Genomic DNA, 17,948 nt, shown 5'->3' on the forward strand with positions numbered 1-17,948 from the left:
TCGCCCTCTCTTATGAAACTCGCCCCCGCCCAACTCGCCAAGCACCTGCAGGGTGCCCTCGCGCCGGTCTACGTCATCAGTGGCGATGACCCGTTGCTGTGCCAGGAAGCCGCTGACGCCATTCGTACCGCCGCTCGCCAACAGGGATTCGACGAACGCCAGGTCTTCGCCGCCGACGCCAGTTTCGACTGGGGTACGTTGCTGCAAGCCGGCGCGAGCATGTCGCTGTTCGCCGAAAAGCGTCTGCTGGAACTGCGTCTGCCGTCCGGCAAACCCGGTGACAAAGGTGCCGCCGCGTTCATCGAGTACTGCTCGCGACCGGCCGAAGACACGGTGCTGCTGATCAGCCTGCCCAAGCTGGATGGCAGCGCACAGAAAACCAAGTGGGGCAAGGCGCTGGTCGAAGGGCAGCAGACGCAGTTCGTGCAGATCTGGCCGGTGGATGCCAACCAGTTGCCGAGCTGGATTCGTCAACGGTTGTCCCAGGCCGGGCTTTCTGCCAGCCAGGACGCCGTGGAACTGATTGCCGCGCGGGTCGAAGGCAACCTGCTGGCCGCTGCCCAGGAAATCGAAAAGCTCAAGCTGATGGCCGAAGGTGGCCAGATCACCGTCGAAACCGTGCAAGCGGCGGTGGCCGACAGTGCGCGCTTCGATGTCTTTGGCCTGACCGACGCGATTCTCAACGGTGAAGCCGCCCATGCCCTGCGCATCCTTGAAGGGCTGCGCGGTGAAGGCGTCGAACCACCCGTGATTCTCTGGGCGCTGGCGCGGGAACTGCGTCTGCTGGCCAACCTTTCGCTGCAGTACAGCCAGGGTGTGCCACTGGACAAAGCCTTCAGCCAGGCTCGTCCGCCGGTCTGGGACAAGCGCAAACCGCTGATGAGCAAAGCCCTGCAACGCTACCCGGCGCAACGCTGGGCGCAGTTGTTGCTGGAAGCGCAGCGCATCGACGCACAGATCAAGGGTCAGGCGGCCGGGTCGCCGTGGATGAGTTTGAGTCGGTTGTCGTTGTTGATGGCGGGCCAGAGATTGTCGCTACCCGCCGAGTAATATTTTTGACCGCATAACGGCCATTCGCGGGCAAGCCTCGCTCCTACAGGCCTGAGTCGACCCGCAATTATGTGTACGACTCCAACCTGTAGGAGCGAGGCTTGCCCGCGAAGGCGTCCGAAAGGTCCTACGCCATGTGGGGTCTAGACAGAACCCCAACTTCGGCAGATTATTTCCCCCGCAAAACCCACTCAATCGAGAGATCTGATCATGAGCAAAAAGCCATCCAAGCATGGCCCGAACAAGGCCAAATCCATCATCGCCCAGCCACTGTTCCGCAGCCGTCAGGAACGAGCCGGCAAGGGCAAAGGCAGCTACCGCCGCGAAGCCTTCCAGTCTTATAGCTGGGAGGCTTCTTACTTTCTGGCGGCCTGAAAGGCAAGCGTCCGCTCAACATGTTAAGGTCTGCACCTGATTCGTACTCCCTGGACCTGTGCATGCCCCTTTGTCTTTCCCATCGTTGGCCCCTGCGCCAACTGATCGCTGCCTCCAGCCTCATTTTGCTTGTCGCCTGCGCGGAAAAACCGACCGCCGCCGACGCCCAGCCGCTTCAGACCCTTCCCGTCGCGACAGCCCCTGCGGTCATTCCGCCCGTGGTGCCGACCGGTGAAAACCTCGACATCCAGCCCACCCAGACCTTCGCCGAATGGCAGGCGGGTTTCCGCAAGGATGCGCTGGCCGCCGGCATCCGCGCCGATCTGTTCGACCGCGCCTTCGCCAATGTCAGCCTGGACAACAGCGTGATCCGCGCCGATCGCAGCCAGCCCGAATTCTCCCGTCCGGTATGGGAATACCTTGATGGCGCACTCTCGCCACTGCGGGTACGCAAAGGTCAGGCGCTGGTCAGCCAATACGCCGACATTCTGCAAAGCATCGAACAGCGCTACGGCGTCGATCGCCAGGCATTGGTGTCGGTGTGGGGCATGGAGAGTAACTTCGGTCAGTTCCAGGGCAGCAAGTCCGTGATCAACTCCCTGGCGACCCTGGCCTACGAAGGCCGGCGACCAGGCTTTGCTCATGCGCAACTGATCGCTGCCCTGCAAATCCTGCAGCAAGGCGATATCGAGCCAGAGAAAATGCTCGGCTCCTGGGCCGGCGCCATGGGCCAGACCCAGTTCATCCCGACCACCTACAACACCCACGCCGTGGACTTCGACGGTGACGGCCGCCGCGACATCTGGAACAGCCCCGCCGATGCTCTGGCGTCGACAGCGCACTACCTGCAAAGCTCCGGCTGGCAGAGAGGCCAGCCATGGGGCTTCGAAGTGCAGTTGCCGGGTAGCTTCAACTACGTTCTGGCCGACGGCACGATTCGCAAAAGCGTCGCTGAATGGCAACAGTTAGGTGTCTCGCTGCCCAATGGCGCCCAGGTTCCGGCAGGTTCCGAACATCTGTCTGCCGCCCTGCTGCTTCCGGCCGGTTATAGTGGCCCGGCGTTCCTGGTCCTCGACAACTTCCGCGCGATCCTCAAGTACAACAACTCGTCGTCTTATGCATTGGCGGTGAGCCTGTTGTCCGAGCGTTTCAATGGTGGTGGCCTGATCAGCGGAACGTGGCCAAAAGATGATTTGCCGTTGAGCCGCACCGAGCGGATCGAACTGCAAAGCCTGTTGAGCGCGCAGAATTACGATGCGGGCACGGCTGACGGGATTATCGGCGCCAACACCCGCAAAGCAATCCGCAGTGCACAGCAGTCGTTTGGGTGGCCAGCGGACGGGTATCCGACGCACAAGCTGCTTGAAGGCCTGCGCAGCCGATAGTTAGCTGAATGGCGACTGCCGCCATCGCGAGCAGGCTCGCTCCCACAGGTTTTGTGTCGTTCACAAATCCAATGTGGGAGCGAGCTTGCTCCGGGCGGCGTTCCGACGAAGACTGACTATCAGGCGTTAAAGATCTAACGCTTGACCACCACATCCTGCTCCAACACCAGCTCCCTCTTCCCCGCATCCAATCGAACCAACGCGCCCATCGGCAACGTCAGGTTCGGATCGCAATGCCCGCTGCGCCACCCAGCCAGCACCGGAATCCGAAACGGCTCAAATGTCTGCTTGAGCAAACGCTCCAGCCCAGACACATCAACCCCGGCCACATCCCCCACCAGCACCCCACGCAACTTGCCCAGCGTGCCGGCCAGACGCAGATGGGTCAGCAACCGATCAATGCGATACAACGGCTCGTTGATGTCCTCGATCAGCAGAATCACGCCCTCGGCATCCATCTCATAAGGCGTGCCCATGGTCGCGGCTATCATCGACAGATTGCCCCCCAGCAAACGCCCGTGAGCTATACCGGGCTCGATTGTGGTCAGCGGATAAGCCACAGGGTGCGAAATCACGCTGCCCGCCTTCATATGCCCTCTGAGCATATTGAAAAACGAAGACTCGGTCGGCTTTTGCTTCTCGCCCAGCAAATCGGCATTGAGCAGCGGACCATGAAAGGTCACGAAACCGGCGTAACGGCTGATCGCCACGTGCAGCGCCGTGATGTCGCTGTAGCCGATGAACGGCTTGGCGTTGTTTTGCAGCAACTCGAAATCGATGCGATCGAGCAACCGCGGGGTACCGTAACCGCCACGCAGACAAATGATCGCGTCGACTTCGGTGTCGGCGAACGCCGCATGCAAGTCATTGAGCCGCATATCGTCGCTACCGGCCAGGTAGCCATCCTGTTCGTACACCCCGGGGAATATCCGCAACGCATAACCACGAGCGCGCATCCAGGCTACGGCTTTATCGGTGTCTAGCCCGGCAGGACCGGCGGGCGCAATAACGCCGATCAACCCTTCCGAGGGCAAGGCCGGAACGGGTGAGTGAGGAAACAGCGTGTGAGTCGGTCGAACGGTCATCCATGAATCTCCCTGCGCGAAAAGCTTCAGCACACAGTAGTCAGGAACGGGGACAAACAGAAGAGGATCAATCGCCCCGCAGGTTGCAGGAAAAGACGGTAGCGAACGTAGGCACGGCCAACAAAAACGCCCGCAAGGCTGAAAAACCTTGCGGGCGCTTTTTTACAGAGACGACATCAATTCAGCTTTAACCAGCTTCGCCTGTTCGTCGGCGTGGTACGAGGAACGTACCAGCGGACCGGAAGCGACGTTTTTGAAGCCCATCTTGTAACCTTCCTCGGCGAACCAGGCGAAGGTGTCCGGGTGCACGAAACGCTGCACCGGCAAGTGGCTGCGGGACGGTTGCAGGTACTGGCCCAGGGTCAGCATGTCGATGTCGTGTTCGCGCATGCGCTTCATGACTTCGATGACTTCTTCGTCGGTCTCGCCCAGACCCAGCATCAGGCCGGACTTGGTCGGAATGTGCGGCATCATCTGCTTGAAGCGTTGCAGCAGGGTCAGCGACCATTGGTAGTCCGAGCCCGGACGCGCGGCCTTGTACAGGCGCGGCACGGTTTCCAGGTTGTGGTTGAACACATCCGGCGGCTCGGCCGCGGTGATTTCCAGCGCGACGTCCATGCGGCCACGGTAATCCGGGACCAGGGTTTCGAGCTGCACGTTCGGCGACAGCTTGCGAATCTCGCGGATGCAGTCGGCAAAGTGCTGAGCACCGCCGTCACGCAGGTCGTCGCGGTCTACCGAGGTGATCACCACGTACTTGAGTTTCAGGTCGGCGATCGCGATGGCCAGGCTTTCCGGCTCGTTGGTGTCCAGTGGCTTCGGACGACCGTGGCCCACGTCGCAGAACGGGCAGCGACGGGTGCAGATGTCGCCCATGATCATGAAGGTCGCGGTGCCGCCGGAGAAGCATTCACCCAGGTTCGGGCAGGACGCTTCTTCGCAAACGCTGTGCAGCTTGTGTTTGCGCAGCAGGGCCTTGATGCGGTCGACTTCTGGCGAAACCGGGATACGCACGCGGATCCAGTCAGGTTTCTTGGGCAGTTCGGTCGTCGGAATGATCTTTACCGGGATGCGTGCAACCTTCTCGGCGCCGCGCAGCTTGACGCCGGCTTCAACCTTGGCACGCGGGGCCGGACGCTCGGTTACATCGAGCGTCGGGATCATGGTTTGCACTGCATCAGTAGTCATATCAGTCGATTCCGCCCGTTAGGGTCGTCTGCTCAGCATAGTCGAGGTGTTTGACGAGCTGCGCGCGCAGCCGGGCACTTACCTCGGCAAATTCAATCGATCCTGCGTGATCGCTCAGCTGGGTCATCGCCAGCCCGGCGTAACCGCAGGGATTAATCCGTTGAAACGGTTCCAGGTTCATGTCCACGTTCAGGGCCAGGCCATGAAAGGAGCAGCCGTGGCGGATCCGCAGACCCAGAGACGCGATTTTCGCCCCGTTGACGTAGACACCTGGCGCATCAGGCTTGGCTGCCGCGGTCACGCCGTAGCTGGCCAGCAGCTCGATCAGGCAGTGTTCCATGCGGGTGACCAGGTCACGCACACCGAATCCGAGCTTGCGCACGTCGAGCAGCAAATAGGCCACCAATTGGCCGGGACCGTGGTAAGTCACCTGACCACCGCGATCGACCTGCACCACCGGGATATCCCCCGGAAGCAACAAGTGCTCGGCCTTGCCGGCCTGGCCTTGAGTGAACACCGGCGGATGTTCGACCAGCCAGATCTCGTCCGCGGCATCGCTGCCGCGTTCGTTGGTGAAGCGTTGCATGGCATGCCAGACCGGCTCGTAAGCCATCTGGCCGAGCTCGCGAAAGCCCAGCGTGCCAGACATCACAGCACCATGTGCACGAAACCGGTAGCCCGCAACTCGCTGTTGATGTCGTACAGCTGTTCTTGACCGGTGGCGATGATGTGCAACTGGATGGTGGTGTACTTGCCGTTGGTGCTCTGGCGCTCGGCCAGGGTCTTGTGGTCAACGGTCGCGTGTTTCTCAAGGATCGCAATGATCGTGTCCTTGAAACCCACGCCGGTATCGCCGATCACCTTGATTGGGTAATCCGCGCAGGGGAATTCGATCTTTGGCGCCTTTACTTCGGTATCTGTCATGGCGTAACGGCCTCGTAAGCCGTGGCAACGGACATGGCCCCGCTCCGGATTGGAACGGGGCCATGCAAGTCCACACTAATTCAGTTGAACAAGCCGTAGAAGAATAGACGGATGCTATCCCACATGCGGCGGAAGATACCACCCTCCTCGACAGCGTCCAGGGCGATCAGGTCGGCGCTGTGCACAACCTTGTCGTCCAGTTTCACTTCGACTTTACCGATCACGTCGCCCTTGGCGATTGGCGCAACCAGTTGCGGGTTCATGGTCATGCTGGCGGCGAGCTTTTTCAGCTGGCCTTTTGGCAGGGTCATGGTCAGGTCTTCAGCCAGGCCGGCCTTGACTTGATTGGTGCTGCCTTTCCAGACAGGAGACTGAGCCAGCTCGGCGCCTTTCTGATAGAAGGTCTGGGTTTCGAAGAAGCGGAAACCGTAGGTCAGCAGCTTCTGGGTTTCAGAGGCACGTGCCACTTCGCTGTTGGTGCCGAACACCACGGCGATCAGGCGCATGCCATCACGTACGGCCGAAGACACCATGCAGTAGCCGGCTTCGTCGGTGTGACCGGTTTTCAGACCGTCGACGGTCTTGTCACGCCACAGCAGCAGGTTGCGGTTCGGTTGCTTGATGCCGTTCCAGAAGAACTCTTTCTGCGAGTAGATCGCATAGTGAGCCGGGTCTTCGTGGATGATTGCGCGAGCCAGCACGGCCATGTCGTGAGCCGACGAGTAGTGCTCAGGGTTCGGCAGACCGGTCGGGTTCATGAAGTGGCTGTTGGTCATGCCCAGGTCGGCCACGGTTTTGTTCATCATGTCGGCGAATGCGTCTTCGCTGCCGGCGATGTGCTCGGAGAGCGCAACACTGGCGTCGTTACCCGACTGAATGATGATGCCGTGCAGCAGGTCGCTGACAGTGACTTGCGAGCCGACCTTGATGAACATCCGCGAACCGCCGGTACGCCAGGCGTTTTCGCTGACGGTCACCGGATCGTTTTCGCCGATCTGGCCACGACGGATTTCCAGGGTCGCGATGTACGCGGTCATCAGCTTGGTCAGGCTGGCCGGCGGCAGACGCTGGTCACCGTTGTTCTCTACCAGCACGTTGCCGCTGCTGGCGTCCATGAGCACGTAGGATTTAGCGGCCAGTTGTGGTGGCGACGGCATCATCTCGACCGCGAACGCGGCAGGCGAGATGAGCAGCGGGACTAGCAGACACAGGCGTTTGGCAAAGGTGGTGATGTTCATCCGTCTCTCGAAATCGCTAATGGAAACTGCCCTAAGGGGCAAAACTAATCAGACAGCTTTCTAACGAGCTGTCGCGTGTTCAGTTGTTCACTCAGAACCCTTGCCGGGCTTTTGTTCTTCAACGAGCCAACAACCAGGTCCACCCCCCAAACCGCAAGCGAACCGTCAATCAAGTACTACGTATTACTCGGCAGTGACCAGGCTCGGCGAACCGAGATTGGCCAGGCGCACGCTGTTCTGCACTTGCTGGATTTCACCCGGCGAACCGATCGGCCCCAAGCGCACCCGGTGCAGGGTCTGTTGATTGCGCACGATCGAGCTGATGAACACCGGAGCGCTCACCATCCCGCTGAGCTTCGATCTCAGGAGTTCTGCAGCGTCCGGGTTGGCGAACGCGCCCACCTGCAGATACTGGCCAGAGGCTGGTACAGAAGCGTTTTTTTTTGCATCAATCTGCACGGGCACTACGGCCGCCGCGTGTTGCTGCGGCGGTGGCGTCCATTGCTCGACGGTGCCGGCCGAAGCGGTAATCGTCGGCGCGGCATTTTGCGCTACTTGCGGCTCGTTGAGCATCAAAGGCGCCGGACGGCCCTTTTGTGCCCACCACTGCTGCGGATCGATGCCTTCAACCTTGACCCGCGCCGTGCCGGTTTCGGCATAACCGAGCTTTTTCGCGGCGGCATAGGACAAGTCGATGATGCGGTCCGAGTAGAACGGCCCGCGATCGTTGACCCGCAGGATCACACTCTTGTTGTTGTCCAGGTTGGTCACCCGAACGTAACTTGGCAGTGGCAATGTCTTGTGAGCGGCACTCATGCCGTAAAGGTCATAAACCTCGCCATTGGCGGTGTTCTGCCCGTGGAACTTGGTGCCGTACCAGGACGCCGTGCCCGAAGCGACATAGGTCTTGGATTCTTGCAGCGGGAAGTAGGTCTTGCCCAGCACGGTGTACGGGTTGGCTTTATAAGGGCCCGAGTGCAGGGTCGGCGTGGCATCCGGGATGCGCGATACGTCGACGTCCCACCACGGTGCGCCATCTTTGTGCGCACGGTTGATGTCCAGCCCCGGCGTCGAGCGCACGGCGGTGGATGAAGATTTCTGAGCCGGCGCGCGGCTGGTCGAACAACTGGCGACCAGCATCGCCAACGCGGCAAATGCCATCAGCTTCAGGGGTTTATTCATAGGCAATGCCCGCATTACTTGACGCCCCGTGCTTGGACCAGCTGTTCAGACAGTTGATGTACCGCCATGGCGTACATCACGCTGCGGTTATAACGCGTGATTGCGTAAAAATTCTTCAGGCCCATCCAGTATTCAGGGCCATTGTCACCTTCCAGGCGGAAAGCCGTGACCGGCATATCATCGCGCAGCGCATCATGACTCGACCAGCCCAAGGCTCGCAACTCCCCGACCGTTTTAGTCGGCTCGATGCCCGTCGTCAAACCTTCGTCCACCTGCTCGCCACGCACATCGGCGCGGCTGACCACCGGCTCGCCGGCGACCCAACCGTGACGCTTGAAATAACTGGCGACGCTGCCAATGGCATCGTCCGGGTTGGTCCAGATATTAATGTGGCCGTCACCGTCGAAGTCCACCGCGTAGGCGCGAAAACTGCTCGGCATGAACTGCGGCAAGCCCATCGCGCCAGCGTATGAGCCTTTGAGGGTCAGCGGATCGACCTGTTCCTCACGGGCCAGCAGCAAGAATTCACGCAATTCCTTGCGGAAGAATTCGGCACGGGGAGGATAGTCGAAACCCAGGGTCGACAAGGCGTCGATCACCCGGAAATTGCCGGTATTGCGGCCGAAAAAGGTCTCAACGCCGATGATCGAAACGATTACCTGCGCCGGCACGCCATATTCCTGCTCGGCACGGGCCAGAACTGCCTCGTGCTGACGCCAGAAGTCCACACCACGGGCGATACGCGCGTCGGTGATGAACATCGGGCGATATTCGTTCCATTGCTTGACCCGTTCGGCAGGCTTCGAGATCGCGTCCAGAATCGACTGCTTGCGCTCGGCTTCGCGGAACACGCCCATCAGCTGTTCACCGGCAAAACCGTAGTCGCGGGTCATTTCACCGACGAATTCGGCCACCTGGGGTGAGCCTTCGTAATCGCCGGCCAACGCGTCCTGCGCTGTGCCAAGGATGCTTACCAGGCCGACCCATGGCGCGTATCGAGTCGCCCAGCCACGCATTACTTGCATTGACATCTTCACCTTATTCAAACCTGTGCGATCCACTTACGATGGGTATGGATCGACATCAAAACCCCAAACGCTGACAGCAGCGTTACCAGCGAAGTTCCTCCGTAGCTAATGAACGGCAACGGCACCCCCACGACCGGTAACAGGCCACTGACCATACCGATGTTGACGAAAACGTAAACAAAAAACGTCATGGTCAGGCTGCCCGCGAGCAATTTGCCGAACAATGTCTGAGCCTGGGCGGTAATCACCAGCCCACGGCCGATCAACAACAGGTAAATCAGCAGCAGCGCACAGATGCCGACCAAGCCGAATTCTTCGCCCATCACCGCAATAATGAAGTCGGTGTGGCTTTCCGGCAGGAAGTCCAGGTGCGACTGGGTGCCAAGCAGCCAGCCTTTGCCGAATACGCCGCCGGAACCGATAGCAGCTTTCGATTGAATGATGTTCCAGCCGGTGCCGAGCGGATCGCTCTCCGGGTCAAGGAAGGTCAGGATTCGCTGCTTCTGGTAGTCGTGCATGATGAAGAACCACATTGCCACGGCCACCGGTACTGCCGCGGCCAACACGGTGAGAATCCAGCGCCAGCGCAGGCCACCCATGAACAAAACAAATGCGCCGCCCGCGAGGATCAGCAACGAAGTACCAAGGTCAGGTTGACGCACGATCAGAATGAAGGGCAAGCCAATCAGGAACAGGCTGACGCCCACATGCTTGAGCTGCGGCGGCAAGGTGCGCTTGGACAAGTACCAGGCGATGGTCGCCGGCATCAGGATTTTCATGAATTCCGAAGGCTGGAAGCGGATCACGCCCGGAATGTTGATCCAGCGCGTGGCGCCCATGGCGTTGTGGCCCATGACGTCCACCACCACCAGCAACAGCACGCCGATCACATAACCGACCGGCACCCAGCGCGCCATGAAGCGTGGCTCGAACTGGGCGATAACGATCATCGACACCAGGCCGATGCCGAACGAAGTGGCTTGCTTGGCCAGCAGATCCCAGCTTTTGCCGCTGGCCGAATACAGCACGAACAGGCTACCGGCGGCGAGGGTCAGCAGCAGGATCAGCAACGGGCCGTCGATGTGCATGCGTTGCAACAGCGTCGCGCGGCGACGCATCACATCCTCGCTGGAGAGGATGCGATCGAAATTACTCTTCACGGGCCGTAGCCTCCGCACTGATAGGGCTGGCGTATTCGGCCTTCAACCGACCGTCCTGGTCCAGAAGCCAGGCGTCCATGATTTGACGCACCACCGGCGCGGCAACGCCGGATCCGGACTCGCCGTTCTCGACCATCACCGACACCACGATTTGCGGGTTGTCGGCGGGTGCGAAGCCGACGAACAAGGCGTGGTCGCGGTGGCGTTCCTGAACCTTGGAGCGGTCGTACTTCTCGCCCTGCTTGATCGCGACCACCTGGGCCGTACCACTTTTGCCCGCGATGCGGTATTGCGAACCGATCGCCGCTTTGCGCGCCGTACCCCGGGCACCGTGCATCACCTGCTGCATGCCGTGGTTGACCTTGGTCCAGTCGGACGGGTCGCGCAGGACGATGTCCGGAATCGGGTTTTCATCCTTGGGCCGCTCGCCTTCGACGGTCTTGGCCAGGTGCGGACGGTTCCAGACTCCCTTGTTCGCGACCAGCGCCGTGGCCTGGGCCAGTTGCAGCGGCGTGGACTGCATGTAGCCCTGACCGATCCCCAGAATCAGTGTTTCTCCCGGGTACCAGGCCTGACGTCGGGTTGCACGCTTCCATTCCCGTGTCGGCATCAGCCCCGGTGACTCTTCGAACATGTCCAGCGAGACCTTCTGGCCGATGCCGAACTTGGTCATGTACGCCGACAAGCGATCGATTCCCAGCTTGTGGGCCAGGTCGTAGAAGTAGGTGTCGTTGGACCGCATGATCGCCGTGTCGAGATCGACGTAGCCGTCACCGGTACGGTTCCAGTTACGGTATTTGTGATCGTAGTTGGGCAACTGGTAATAGCCTGGGTCATACACCCGACTCGACGCGGTCACAACGCCAGCATCCAGGCCAGCAATTGCCACCGCCGGTTTGATGGTCGAGCCCGGCGGGTACAGGCCGCGCAGCACGCGGTTGAACAGTGGCCGGTCGATGGAATCGCGCAGCTCGGCATAGGCCTTGAAGCCGATGCCGGTGACGAACAGGTTCGGGTCGAAACTCGGCGCACTGACCATCGCCAGCACTTCGCCGGTTTTCGGGTCCAGCGCCACCACCGCACCACGACGACCGCCGAGTGCCGCTTCGGCAGCTTCCTGCAGTTTGATGTCCAGGCTCAGGACGATGTCCTTGCCGGGAATCGGATCGGTACGCTTGAGTACGCGCAATACGCGGCCCCGAGCGTTGGTCTCGACTTCTTCGTAACCCACCTGGCCGTGCAGCTCGGGCTCGTAGAAACGCTCGATGCCGGTTTTGCCGATGTGGTGGGTGCCGCTGTAATTGACCGGATCGAGGGACTTCAGCTCTTTCTCGTTGATCCGCCCCATGTAACCCACCGAGTGCGCAAAGTGCGGACCCTGCGGGTAGTGACGCACCAACTGCGCGACCACTTCCACCCCCGGCAGACGGAACTGATTCACCGCGATCCGGGCGATCTGCTCTTCAGTCAGCTCGAAAAGGATCGGCACCGGCTCGAAAGGCCGGCGCCCCTGACGCATGCGCTTCTCGAAGATCACCCGATCTTCGGGCGTCAGCTCCAGCACTTCGACGATCACGTCGAGCACTTGCTGCCAGTCGCCAGACCGTTCGCGGGTCATGCTCAGGCTGAAGCTGGGCCGATTATCCGCCACCACCACGCCATTGCGGTCGAAGATCAGCCCGCGCGTTGGCGGAATCGGCTGCACATGGACGCGGTTGTTTTCCGACAGGGTCGAGTGGTACTCGTACTGGATCACCTGGAGGAAATACAGCCGCGCGATCAGCACACAGATCAGCAGCACCACCGCAATTGCCCCGAACACGACGCGGCCACGCACCAGACGGGCGTCTTTTTCGTGGTCCTTGATGCGGATCGGCTGGGGCATGAGGGCAGAACTACTTGTGGTAAGGGTGGCCGGACAAGACTGTCCAGGCACGGTACAGCTGTTCGCCGATCAGAATCCGCACCAGTGGGTGCGGCAACGTCAACGGCGACAACGACCAGCGCTGATCGGCCCGCGCACACACTTCCGGCGCCAGCCCTTCGGGGCCGCCGACCATGAAATTCACCGTGCGCGAGTCCAGCCGCCAGCGATCGAGCTCGACCGCCAACTGCTCGGTGCTCCAGGGCTTGCCGTGGACTTCGAGGGTCACAACACGCTCATTCGGCCCGACCTTCGCCAGCATGGCTTCGCCTTCCTGACGGATGAAGCGCGCCACGTCGGCGTTCTTGCCACGGGTGTTGAGCGGTATTTCCACCAGTTCCAGCGCCAGCTCGGACGGAAGACGCTTGGCATATTCATGCCAGCCTTCTTCCACCCACTTGGGCATGCGTGAACCGACGGCGATCAGTCGCAGTCGCACAGCGGTCCCTTATTGCTGGTCTTTGTTGAGCTTGATGAAATGCTCATGGGTGTTTTCCGGGCTGTGGTGAGCCGCGTTCAGAGCACGGCTCTGTTCCGCACCGGACCACAGACGCTCGAGGTCGTAAAACTGACGAGCCGAGGCAGTCATCATGTGAACGATGACGTCATCCATGTCCAGCAGTACCCAATCGCTGTCGCCCTTGCCTTCTTCACCCAACGGCTTGACGCCCAGGGCTTTGACGGCCTCGCGAACCTTGTCCAGCATCGCGCCGATCTGACGGTTCGAAGTACCGGTGGCGATGATCATGTAGTCAGTGATGCTCTGCTTTTCACGAACGTCGATGACCTGGATATCCTGGCCCTTGACGTCTTCCAGGGCGGCTACGGCAACCTTGACCAGCTCATCACCCTTCAGGGGCTCGGTGCTGAGAACCGGCTCAGGCAGCGGAGCGCTCTTGAACGTGCCTTTGCGCTTTACTTTAGTTACGTCTTTGTTCGTCATATAAAACTCGTTTTGCTCGTATGTTCGGGCGCTTCGGTACACGCGTTCACGTGTTTTGAAGCGCTCCCTTTTTCAGTTCGACGCACGGTAGAGTCCGTGCGCATCGATGTAGGCCAGGACCGCGTCGGGCACCAGGAAACGTACCGACTTACCGCTGGCCAGCAGTTGACGGATCTGGGTGGCGGATACCGCGAGCGGCGTCTGCCAGACGAATGCAATCTGTCCGCTCGGCCCTTTGAGGGCCAGCGGGTCGCTCACCGAGCGTGCCGCCAACAGATTGCGCAAGGCATCCGGCGGTTCGCTGTCGGCATCCGGGCGTTGCAGCACCAGGATGTGGCAATGCTGGAGCAACTCTTCCCAGCGGTGCCAAGTGGGCAGGCCGCAAAATGCGTCCCAGCCCAAAAGTAGAAAAACCTGGTCGGAGGCGGCCAGTTCGGCGCGCATCAGTTCCAGGGTGTCGATGGTGTAGGACGGTTTGTCCCGCTGCAATTCGCGGGCGTCCACCACCAACGGCGCCACACCGGCCACCGCGCACTCGACCATCGCCAGACGGTCCTTTGCCGACACCTGCGGCGTACCGCGATGTGGCGGCCTGGCACTGGGTGTCAGGCGTAATTCATCAAGCGTCAGCGATTCGGCGACTTCCAGTGCACCGCGCAAATGGCCGATGTGCACCGGGTCGAACGTCCCGCCCAGGACGCCAATGCGTCGAGGCGCAGGCTCGCTGGCGGTGTGCGGGGCTGACGCTTTGAGGTCGCCCAAGTCAGACCGACGCCTGGCCGCGCAACTGGCCATCACCGACCACGATGTACTTCTCGCAGGTCAGCCCTTCGAGGCCGACCGGGCCGCGGGCGTGCAGCTTATCAGTAGAAATGCCAATCTCGGCACCCAATCCGTATTCGAAGCCATCGGCGAAGCAGGTCGGTGTGTTGATCATCACCGACGACGAATCGACTTCCGCCACAAAACGCCGTGTGTCGGCGAGGTTTTCGCTGACAATCGAGTCGGTGTGATGCGAGCCGTACTGATTGATGTGTTCGATGGCCTGGTCCAGCCCGTCGACGACGCGGATCGAGAGAATCGGCGCCAGGTATTCGGTGTTCCAGTCTTCTTCAGTGGCCGCAACAGCCTCGATGATCGACCGGGTGCGTTCGCAACCGCGCAGGTCGACGCCTTTTTCGCGGAACTGTGCAGCCATCGACGGCAGGAAATCATTGGCCACGGCTTGATCCACCAACAGCGTTTCCATCGCGCCACAGATGCCATAACGGTAAGTCTTGGCATTGAAGGCGATGCGCTGGGCTTTCGGCAGATCAGCGTGGGCGCTGACGTAGACGTGGCAAATGCCGTCCAGGTGCTTGATCACCGGCACGCGGGCATCGCGACTGACCCGTTCGATCAGGCCACGGCCACCACGAGGCACGATGACGTCGACGTATTCCGGCATGGTGATCAACGCGCCAACGGCCGCACGATCGGTGGTTTCGACCACTTGCACCACGGCGGCGGGCAATTCTGCCTCGGCCAGACCACGTTGAATGCAGGCGGCGATGGCGCGATTGGAATTAATTGCCTCGGAACCGCCACGCAGGATCGTCGCGTTGCCGGACTTCAGGCACAGGCTCGCGGCATCGATGGTCACGTTCGGCCGGGATTCGTAGATGATCCCGATCACGCCCAACGGCACACGCATCTTGCCGACCTGAATACCCGATGGCCGGAAGCTCATATCGCGGATCGCGCCGACCGGGTCCGGCAATGCCGCCACCTGACGCAAACCGACGATCATGCCGTCGATGCGTTCCGGGGTCAGCGCCAGACGCTCAAGCAATGCTGGCTCAAGACCGTTGGCGCGACCCGCGGCCAAATCCAGTTCATTGGCAGCCGTCAGCTCGGCGCGTGCAGCGTCCAGCGCATTGGCAGCAGCCTGCAACGCGCGGTTTTTCTGCGCAGTGCTGGCACGGCGAATGACGCGAGAAGCCTCGCGGGCGGCGCGACCCAAGCGGGTCATGTAGTCAAGAACGGACTCAGTCATTGTCTGTGGTGGTCTTTGCTAAGGTCTTGGTAAAGAGTAAAGCGGCAGATTATAGCTGTCGCGTCCCGGGACTAACAGCGGTGACGGGCGGATGGTCGAAATGGAGGGCAATTTGCCGACGTTCAGCCGGGATTAAGCTGCAAATTGTTATCATCACGACTCAATCAGCCTTGATTAACACCGTTCATCATGTCCAACCTGACTGTTCGAGCGTCCGCTGCAAGCCTGCCCACGGGGCTCCCGGACGCGTTTTTCGACCGAGACGCCCAAACCCTGGCCCGGGATTTACTCGGCAAGGTCATCCGTCATCGGGTCGGCGATCTGTGGCTCAGCGCCCGGATTATTGAGACCGAGGCCTATTACTGCGAAGAAAAAGGCAGCCATGCGTCCCTCGGCTATACAGAAAAGCGTAAGGCTTTGTTTCTGGATGGCGGGCATATCTATATGTATTACGCCCGCGGCGGTGATTCCCTGAACTTCAGCGCCCAGGGGCCGGGCAACGCAGTGCTGATCAAATCCGCCTATCCATGGGTCGATGAGTTGAGCGGGCCCGCGAGCCTGGCGCAGATGTTGTTGAACAATCCCGACGCACAAGGCCGCCCTCGCCCTTCGCAAAAACTCTGCGCCGGGCAGACGTTGCTCTGCAAGTCGCTGGGTTTGAAGGTGCCGGTCTGGGATGCCAAGCGTTTTGACCATGAGGTGCTGCTGGTCGAAGACGTCGGCCCGGCGCCTGCTCACATCATTCAAACCACGCGCTTGGGCATTCCCCATGGGCGTGATGAGCATTTGATGTACCGCTTCGTCGATGCGGCTTACGCGCCGTATTGCACACGGAACCCGCTGCGACGGGGGCAGGTCGAAGGTCGCGATTATTTTTTGCTGTCCTGAATAATGAAAATCCCCCCTGTAGTGTTTTGAAGATTGCGCGTGTCCCAAGGGACCAATGAACATCAGATGGAGTTGTTTTTATGGGCCCATGGCTCGATAGCGTGACCGGTTGGTTGGCGGCTAACCCGCAATGGCTGGCCGCGGCGGTGTTCATAGTGGCATTTGTGGAGTGCCTGGCGATTGCCGGGTTGATCGTGCCCGGCACAGTGTTGCTGTTCGCCGTGGCGGTACTGGCCGGCAGCGGCGCGCTGTCATTGAGCGAAACGCTGTTGCTGGGGTTCGTCGCCGGCGTGCTGGGCGACATCGTTTCGTACTTCATTGGCCGACACTTCCACCAGAATATCCGGCGCCTGCCGGGGTTGCGCCATCATCCGGAATGGATTGCCAGCGCCGAGGCGTATTTCCAGCGCTATGGCATCGCCAGCCTGCTGGTCGGACGCTTCATCGGCCCGCTGCGCCCGATGCTGCCAATGGTCGCCGGGATGTTCGACATGCCGTTCCCGCGTTTCGCCGCAGTCAGCTTGCTGGCCGCCGCGGGCTGGAGCGTCGCGTACCTATTGCCCGGCTGGGCCACGGGCGCGGCGATTCGCTTGCCATTACCCGACGGTTTCTGGCCTGAAGCAGCGATCGTCGCCGGCAGCATTGCGGTAATGATCGGCTTGAGCGTGACCAGCAGCCTGCGCCGCCATCGCCATGCCACCGCCTATATAGCCGGCCTCGGCCTGTTGATTCTGGCGGGACTGTTCATCGGCTACCCGCACCTGACCGCGCTCGACCAAGGCGTGATGACCCTGGTGCAGGAACACCGCAGCCCGATGCTCGATGAAGTGGCCGTCACCTTCACGCTGATCGGCGAGTTTCGCAACATGCTGATGTTCAGCGCTCTGCTGACCGCCTTGCTGCTGCTCACGCGACAGTGGCGCCAGGCGATTTTCGCTGGCGGCACCCTGCTCTGCACGGCCTTGGCGAATACAGCGACCAAGACCTTCTTCGCCCGAGTACGCCCGGAGGTGCTGACCGATCCGTTGACCAGCTACAGCATGCCCAGCGGCCATGCCTCGGGGGCGTTCGCCTTGTTTCTGACCTTGGCCGTACTCGCTGGGCGCGGGCAGCCGCCGCGGATGCGTTTGACCTGGCTGCTGCTGGCCTGCCTACCAGCGCTGTCGATCGCCTTGTCCCGGGTTTATCTGGGCGCGCACTGGCCCACCGATGTACTGGCCGGGGCCATGCTGGCTGCCTGCGTGTGTGCGGCGATTTTGTGGCTGAGCCAGCGCCAGGCGCCGCTCAACGCCATGCCGTTCAAGGTGTGGTGGCTGATCCTGCCGACATTGTTGGCAACGTTCAGTCTTTTCGTCTTTCGCCATCTGCCCCATGTGATGTTGCGCTACGCCTACTGAAATACCCGCTCGCCTCGTATCACCTGAACCAATCAGACTCCCTCCACCCTTAAAGGATTTTTCCTGCGAGGGTGGCGCTTACTTGCGCCTGCTCGACCTATCCAGTGCCATGATTCCCTTCAACAATTCGAAACTACATATATATC

18 protein-coding genes are annotated in these 17,948 nt (G+C 60.8%); 5 read left to right on the forward strand and 13 right to left on the reverse strand.

All coding sequences use genetic code 11. From position 1 onward, the window contains the following. Nucleotides 1–12: 12 nt before the first annotated feature. From holA to ACA070_RS27150, 3 genes are all read left to right on the forward strand, one after another. Nucleotides 13–1,050: a DNA polymerase III subunit delta gene (holA, locus tag ACA070_RS27140; protein ID WP_497449040.1), complete on the forward strand. Its 1,038-nt coding sequence runs from the start codon at nucleotides 13–15 to the stop codon at nucleotides 1,048–1,050. A 210-nt stretch (nucleotides 1,051–1,260) separates the two neighbouring features. Beyond that, complete coding sequence (gene arfA / locus ACA070_RS27145; protein WP_497449041.1) at nucleotides 1,261–1,425, forward strand: alternative ribosome rescue factor ArfA; 165 nt, start codon at nucleotides 1,261–1,263, stop codon at nucleotides 1,423–1,425. A gap of 62 nt (nucleotides 1,426–1,487) precedes the next feature. Next, on the forward strand, nucleotides 1,488–2,810 hold the full coding sequence (locus ACA070_RS27150; protein ID WP_497449042.1) for a lytic murein transglycosylase: 1,323 nt from the start codon (nucleotides 1,488–1,490) through the stop codon (nucleotides 2,808–2,810). A gap of 134 nt (nucleotides 2,811–2,944) precedes the next feature. On the opposite strand, the gene ACA070_RS27155 is transcribed toward ACA070_RS27150, so the two are convergent. The 13 genes from ACA070_RS27155 to ACA070_RS27215 all read right to left on the reverse strand — a co-directional run bounded on the left by ACA070_RS27155 (nucleotide 2,945) and on the right by ACA070_RS27215 (nucleotide 15,517). Beyond that, nucleotides 2,945–3,895 (reverse strand): S66 peptidase family protein, encoded by a 951-nt coding sequence (locus tag ACA070_RS27155; protein ID WP_497449043.1) that lies wholly within the window; start codon nucleotides 3,893–3,895, stop codon nucleotides 2,945–2,947. 162 nt (nucleotides 3,896–4,057) lie between these two features. Further along, nucleotides 4,058–5,083 carry a lipoyl synthase gene (lipA, locus tag ACA070_RS27160; protein ID WP_497449044.1) on the reverse strand — a complete coding sequence of 342 codons (1,026 nt, stop codon included), beginning with the start codon at nucleotides 5,081–5,083 and terminating at the stop codon, nucleotides 4,058–4,060. 1 nt (nucleotide 5,084) lies between these two features. Then, on the reverse strand, nucleotides 5,085–5,732 hold the full coding sequence (lipB, locus tag ACA070_RS27165; RefSeq protein ID WP_497449045.1) for a lipoyl(octanoyl) transferase LipB: 648 nt from the start codon (nucleotides 5,730–5,732) through the stop codon (nucleotides 5,085–5,087). Further along, a complete protein-coding gene (locus ACA070_RS27170) occupies nucleotides 5,732–6,007 on the reverse strand; it encodes a DUF493 domain-containing protein (protein WP_347902201.1) in 276 nt (91 codons plus the stop codon). The genes lipB and ACA070_RS27170 overlap by 1 nt, the downstream gene beginning before the upstream one ends. Before the next feature lie 80 nt (nucleotides 6,008–6,087). Further along, nucleotides 6,088–7,245, reverse strand: coding sequence for a D-alanyl-D-alanine carboxypeptidase family protein (locus tag ACA070_RS27175; protein WP_497449046.1), 1,158 nt, complete (start codon nucleotides 7,243–7,245; stop codon nucleotides 6,088–6,090). Between the two features lie 183 nt (nucleotides 7,246–7,428). Then, complete coding sequence (locus tag ACA070_RS27180) at nucleotides 7,429–8,442, reverse strand: septal ring lytic transglycosylase RlpA family protein (protein ID WP_497449047.1); 1,014 nt, start codon at nucleotides 8,440–8,442, stop codon at nucleotides 7,429–7,431. Then, nucleotides 8,442–9,452, reverse strand: coding sequence for a lytic murein transglycosylase B (mltB, locus tag ACA070_RS27185; RefSeq protein ID WP_497449048.1), 1,011 nt, complete (start codon nucleotides 9,450–9,452; stop codon nucleotides 8,442–8,444). Before mltB ends, ACA070_RS27180 begins: the two co-directional genes overlap by 1 nt. Nucleotides 9,453–9,469: 17 nt before the next feature. Further along, nucleotides 9,470–10,573, reverse strand: coding sequence for a rod shape-determining protein RodA (gene rodA / locus ACA070_RS27190; RefSeq protein ID WP_497452032.1), 1,104 nt, complete (start codon nucleotides 10,571–10,573; stop codon nucleotides 9,470–9,472). Nucleotides 10,574–10,604: 31 nt separating this feature from the next. After that, nucleotides 10,605–12,500 (reverse strand): penicillin-binding protein 2, encoded by a 1,896-nt coding sequence (gene mrdA, locus ACA070_RS27195; protein ID WP_497449049.1) that lies wholly within the window; start codon nucleotides 12,498–12,500, stop codon nucleotides 10,605–10,607. Between the two features lie 10 nt (nucleotides 12,501–12,510). Next, the gene (gene rlmH, locus ACA070_RS27200; protein ID WP_007937439.1) at nucleotides 12,511–12,978 is read right to left on the reverse strand and encodes a 23S rRNA (pseudouridine(1915)-N(3))-methyltransferase RlmH; all 468 of its coding nucleotides are present in this window, start codon (nucleotides 12,976–12,978) and stop codon (nucleotides 12,511–12,513) included. Between the two features lie 9 nt (nucleotides 12,979–12,987). After that, a complete protein-coding gene (gene rsfS / locus ACA070_RS27205) occupies nucleotides 12,988–13,482 on the reverse strand; it encodes a ribosome silencing factor (protein ID WP_201116118.1) in 495 nt (164 codons plus the stop codon). 72 nt (nucleotides 13,483–13,554) lie between these two features. After that, nucleotides 13,555–14,244: a nicotinate-nucleotide adenylyltransferase gene (gene nadD, locus ACA070_RS27210; RefSeq protein WP_497449050.1), complete on the reverse strand. Its 690-nt coding sequence runs from the start codon at nucleotides 14,242–14,244 to the stop codon at nucleotides 13,555–13,557. A gap of 1 nt (nucleotide 14,245) precedes the next feature. Then, nucleotides 14,246–15,517 (reverse strand): glutamate-5-semialdehyde dehydrogenase, encoded by a 1,272-nt coding sequence (locus tag ACA070_RS27215; protein ID WP_497449051.1) that lies wholly within the window; start codon nucleotides 15,515–15,517, stop codon nucleotides 14,246–14,248. Nucleotides 15,518–15,706: 189 nt separating this feature from the next. On the opposite strand from ACA070_RS27215, the gene ACA070_RS27220 reads away from it, so the two are divergent. After that, nucleotides 15,707–16,405, forward strand: a complete 699-nt coding sequence (locus tag ACA070_RS27220) for a DNA-3-methyladenine glycosylase (protein ID WP_497449052.1) — start codon at nucleotides 15,707–15,709, stop codon at nucleotides 16,403–16,405. An 80-nt stretch (nucleotides 16,406–16,485) separates the two neighbouring features. Next, nucleotides 16,486–17,802 (forward strand): bifunctional DedA family/phosphatase PAP2 family protein, encoded by a 1,317-nt coding sequence (locus ACA070_RS27225; RefSeq protein ID WP_497449053.1) that lies wholly within the window; start codon nucleotides 16,486–16,488, stop codon nucleotides 17,800–17,802. Nucleotides 17,803–17,948: the final 146 nt, after the last annotated feature.

The sequence above is a fragment of the Pseudomonas sp. LBUM1678 genome, from assembly GCF_059695575.1.

What these genes read in the sequence shown, in the direction of transcription:
- holA (WP_497449040.1), top strand. Translation starts at nt 13, where the DNA reads ATGAAACTCGCCCCCGCCCAACTCGCCAAGCACCTGCAGGGTGCCCTC.
- arfA (WP_497449041.1), top strand. Translation starts at nt 1,261, where the DNA reads ATGAGCAAAAAGCCATCCAAGCATGGCCCGAACAAGGCCAAATCCATC.
- ACA070_RS27150 (WP_497449042.1), top strand. Translation starts at nt 1,488, where the DNA reads ATGCCCCTTTGTCTTTCCCATCGTTGGCCCCTGCGCCAACTGATCGCT.
- ACA070_RS27155 (WP_497449043.1), bottom strand. Translation starts at nt 3,895, where the DNA reads ATGACCGTTCGACCGACTCACACGCTGTTTCCTCACTCACCCGTTCCG.
- lipA (WP_497449044.1), bottom strand. Translation starts at nt 5,083, where the DNA reads ATGACTACTGATGCAGTGCAAACCATGATCCCGACGCTCGATGTAACC.
- lipB (WP_497449045.1), bottom strand. Translation starts at nt 5,732, where the DNA reads ATGTCTGGCACGCTGGGCTTTCGCGAGCTCGGCCAGATGGCTTACGAG.
- ACA070_RS27170 (WP_347902201.1), bottom strand. Translation starts at nt 6,007, where the DNA reads ATGACAGATACCGAAGTAAAGGCGCCAAAGATCGAATTCCCCTGCGCG.
- ACA070_RS27175 (WP_497449046.1), bottom strand. Translation starts at nt 7,245, where the DNA reads ATGAACATCACCACCTTTGCCAAACGCCTGTGTCTGCTAGTCCCGCTG.
- ACA070_RS27180 (WP_497449047.1), bottom strand. Translation starts at nt 8,442, where the DNA reads ATGCGGGCATTGCCTATGAATAAACCCCTGAAGCTGATGGCATTTGCC.
- mltB (WP_497449048.1), bottom strand. Translation starts at nt 9,452, where the DNA reads ATGCAAGTAATGCGTGGCTGGGCGACTCGATACGCGCCATGGGTCGGC.
- rodA (WP_497452032.1), bottom strand. Translation starts at nt 10,573, where the DNA reads ATGCGTCGCCGCGCGACGCTGTTGCAACGCATGCACATCGACGGCCCG.
- mrdA (WP_497449049.1), bottom strand. Translation starts at nt 12,500, where the DNA reads ATGCCCCAGCCGATCCGCATCAAGGACCACGAAAAAGACGCCCGTCTG.
- rsfS (WP_201116118.1), bottom strand. Translation starts at nt 13,482, where the DNA reads ATGACGAACAAAGACGTAACTAAAGTAAAGCGCAAAGGCACGTTCAAG.
- ACA070_RS27215 (WP_497449051.1), bottom strand. Translation starts at nt 15,517, where the DNA reads ATGACTGAGTCCGTTCTTGACTACATGACCCGCTTGGGTCGCGCCGCC.
- ACA070_RS27220 (WP_497449052.1), top strand. Translation starts at nt 15,707, where the DNA reads ATGTCCAACCTGACTGTTCGAGCGTCCGCTGCAAGCCTGCCCACGGGG.
- ACA070_RS27225 (WP_497449053.1), top strand. Translation starts at nt 16,486, where the DNA reads ATGGGCCCATGGCTCGATAGCGTGACCGGTTGGTTGGCGGCTAACCCG.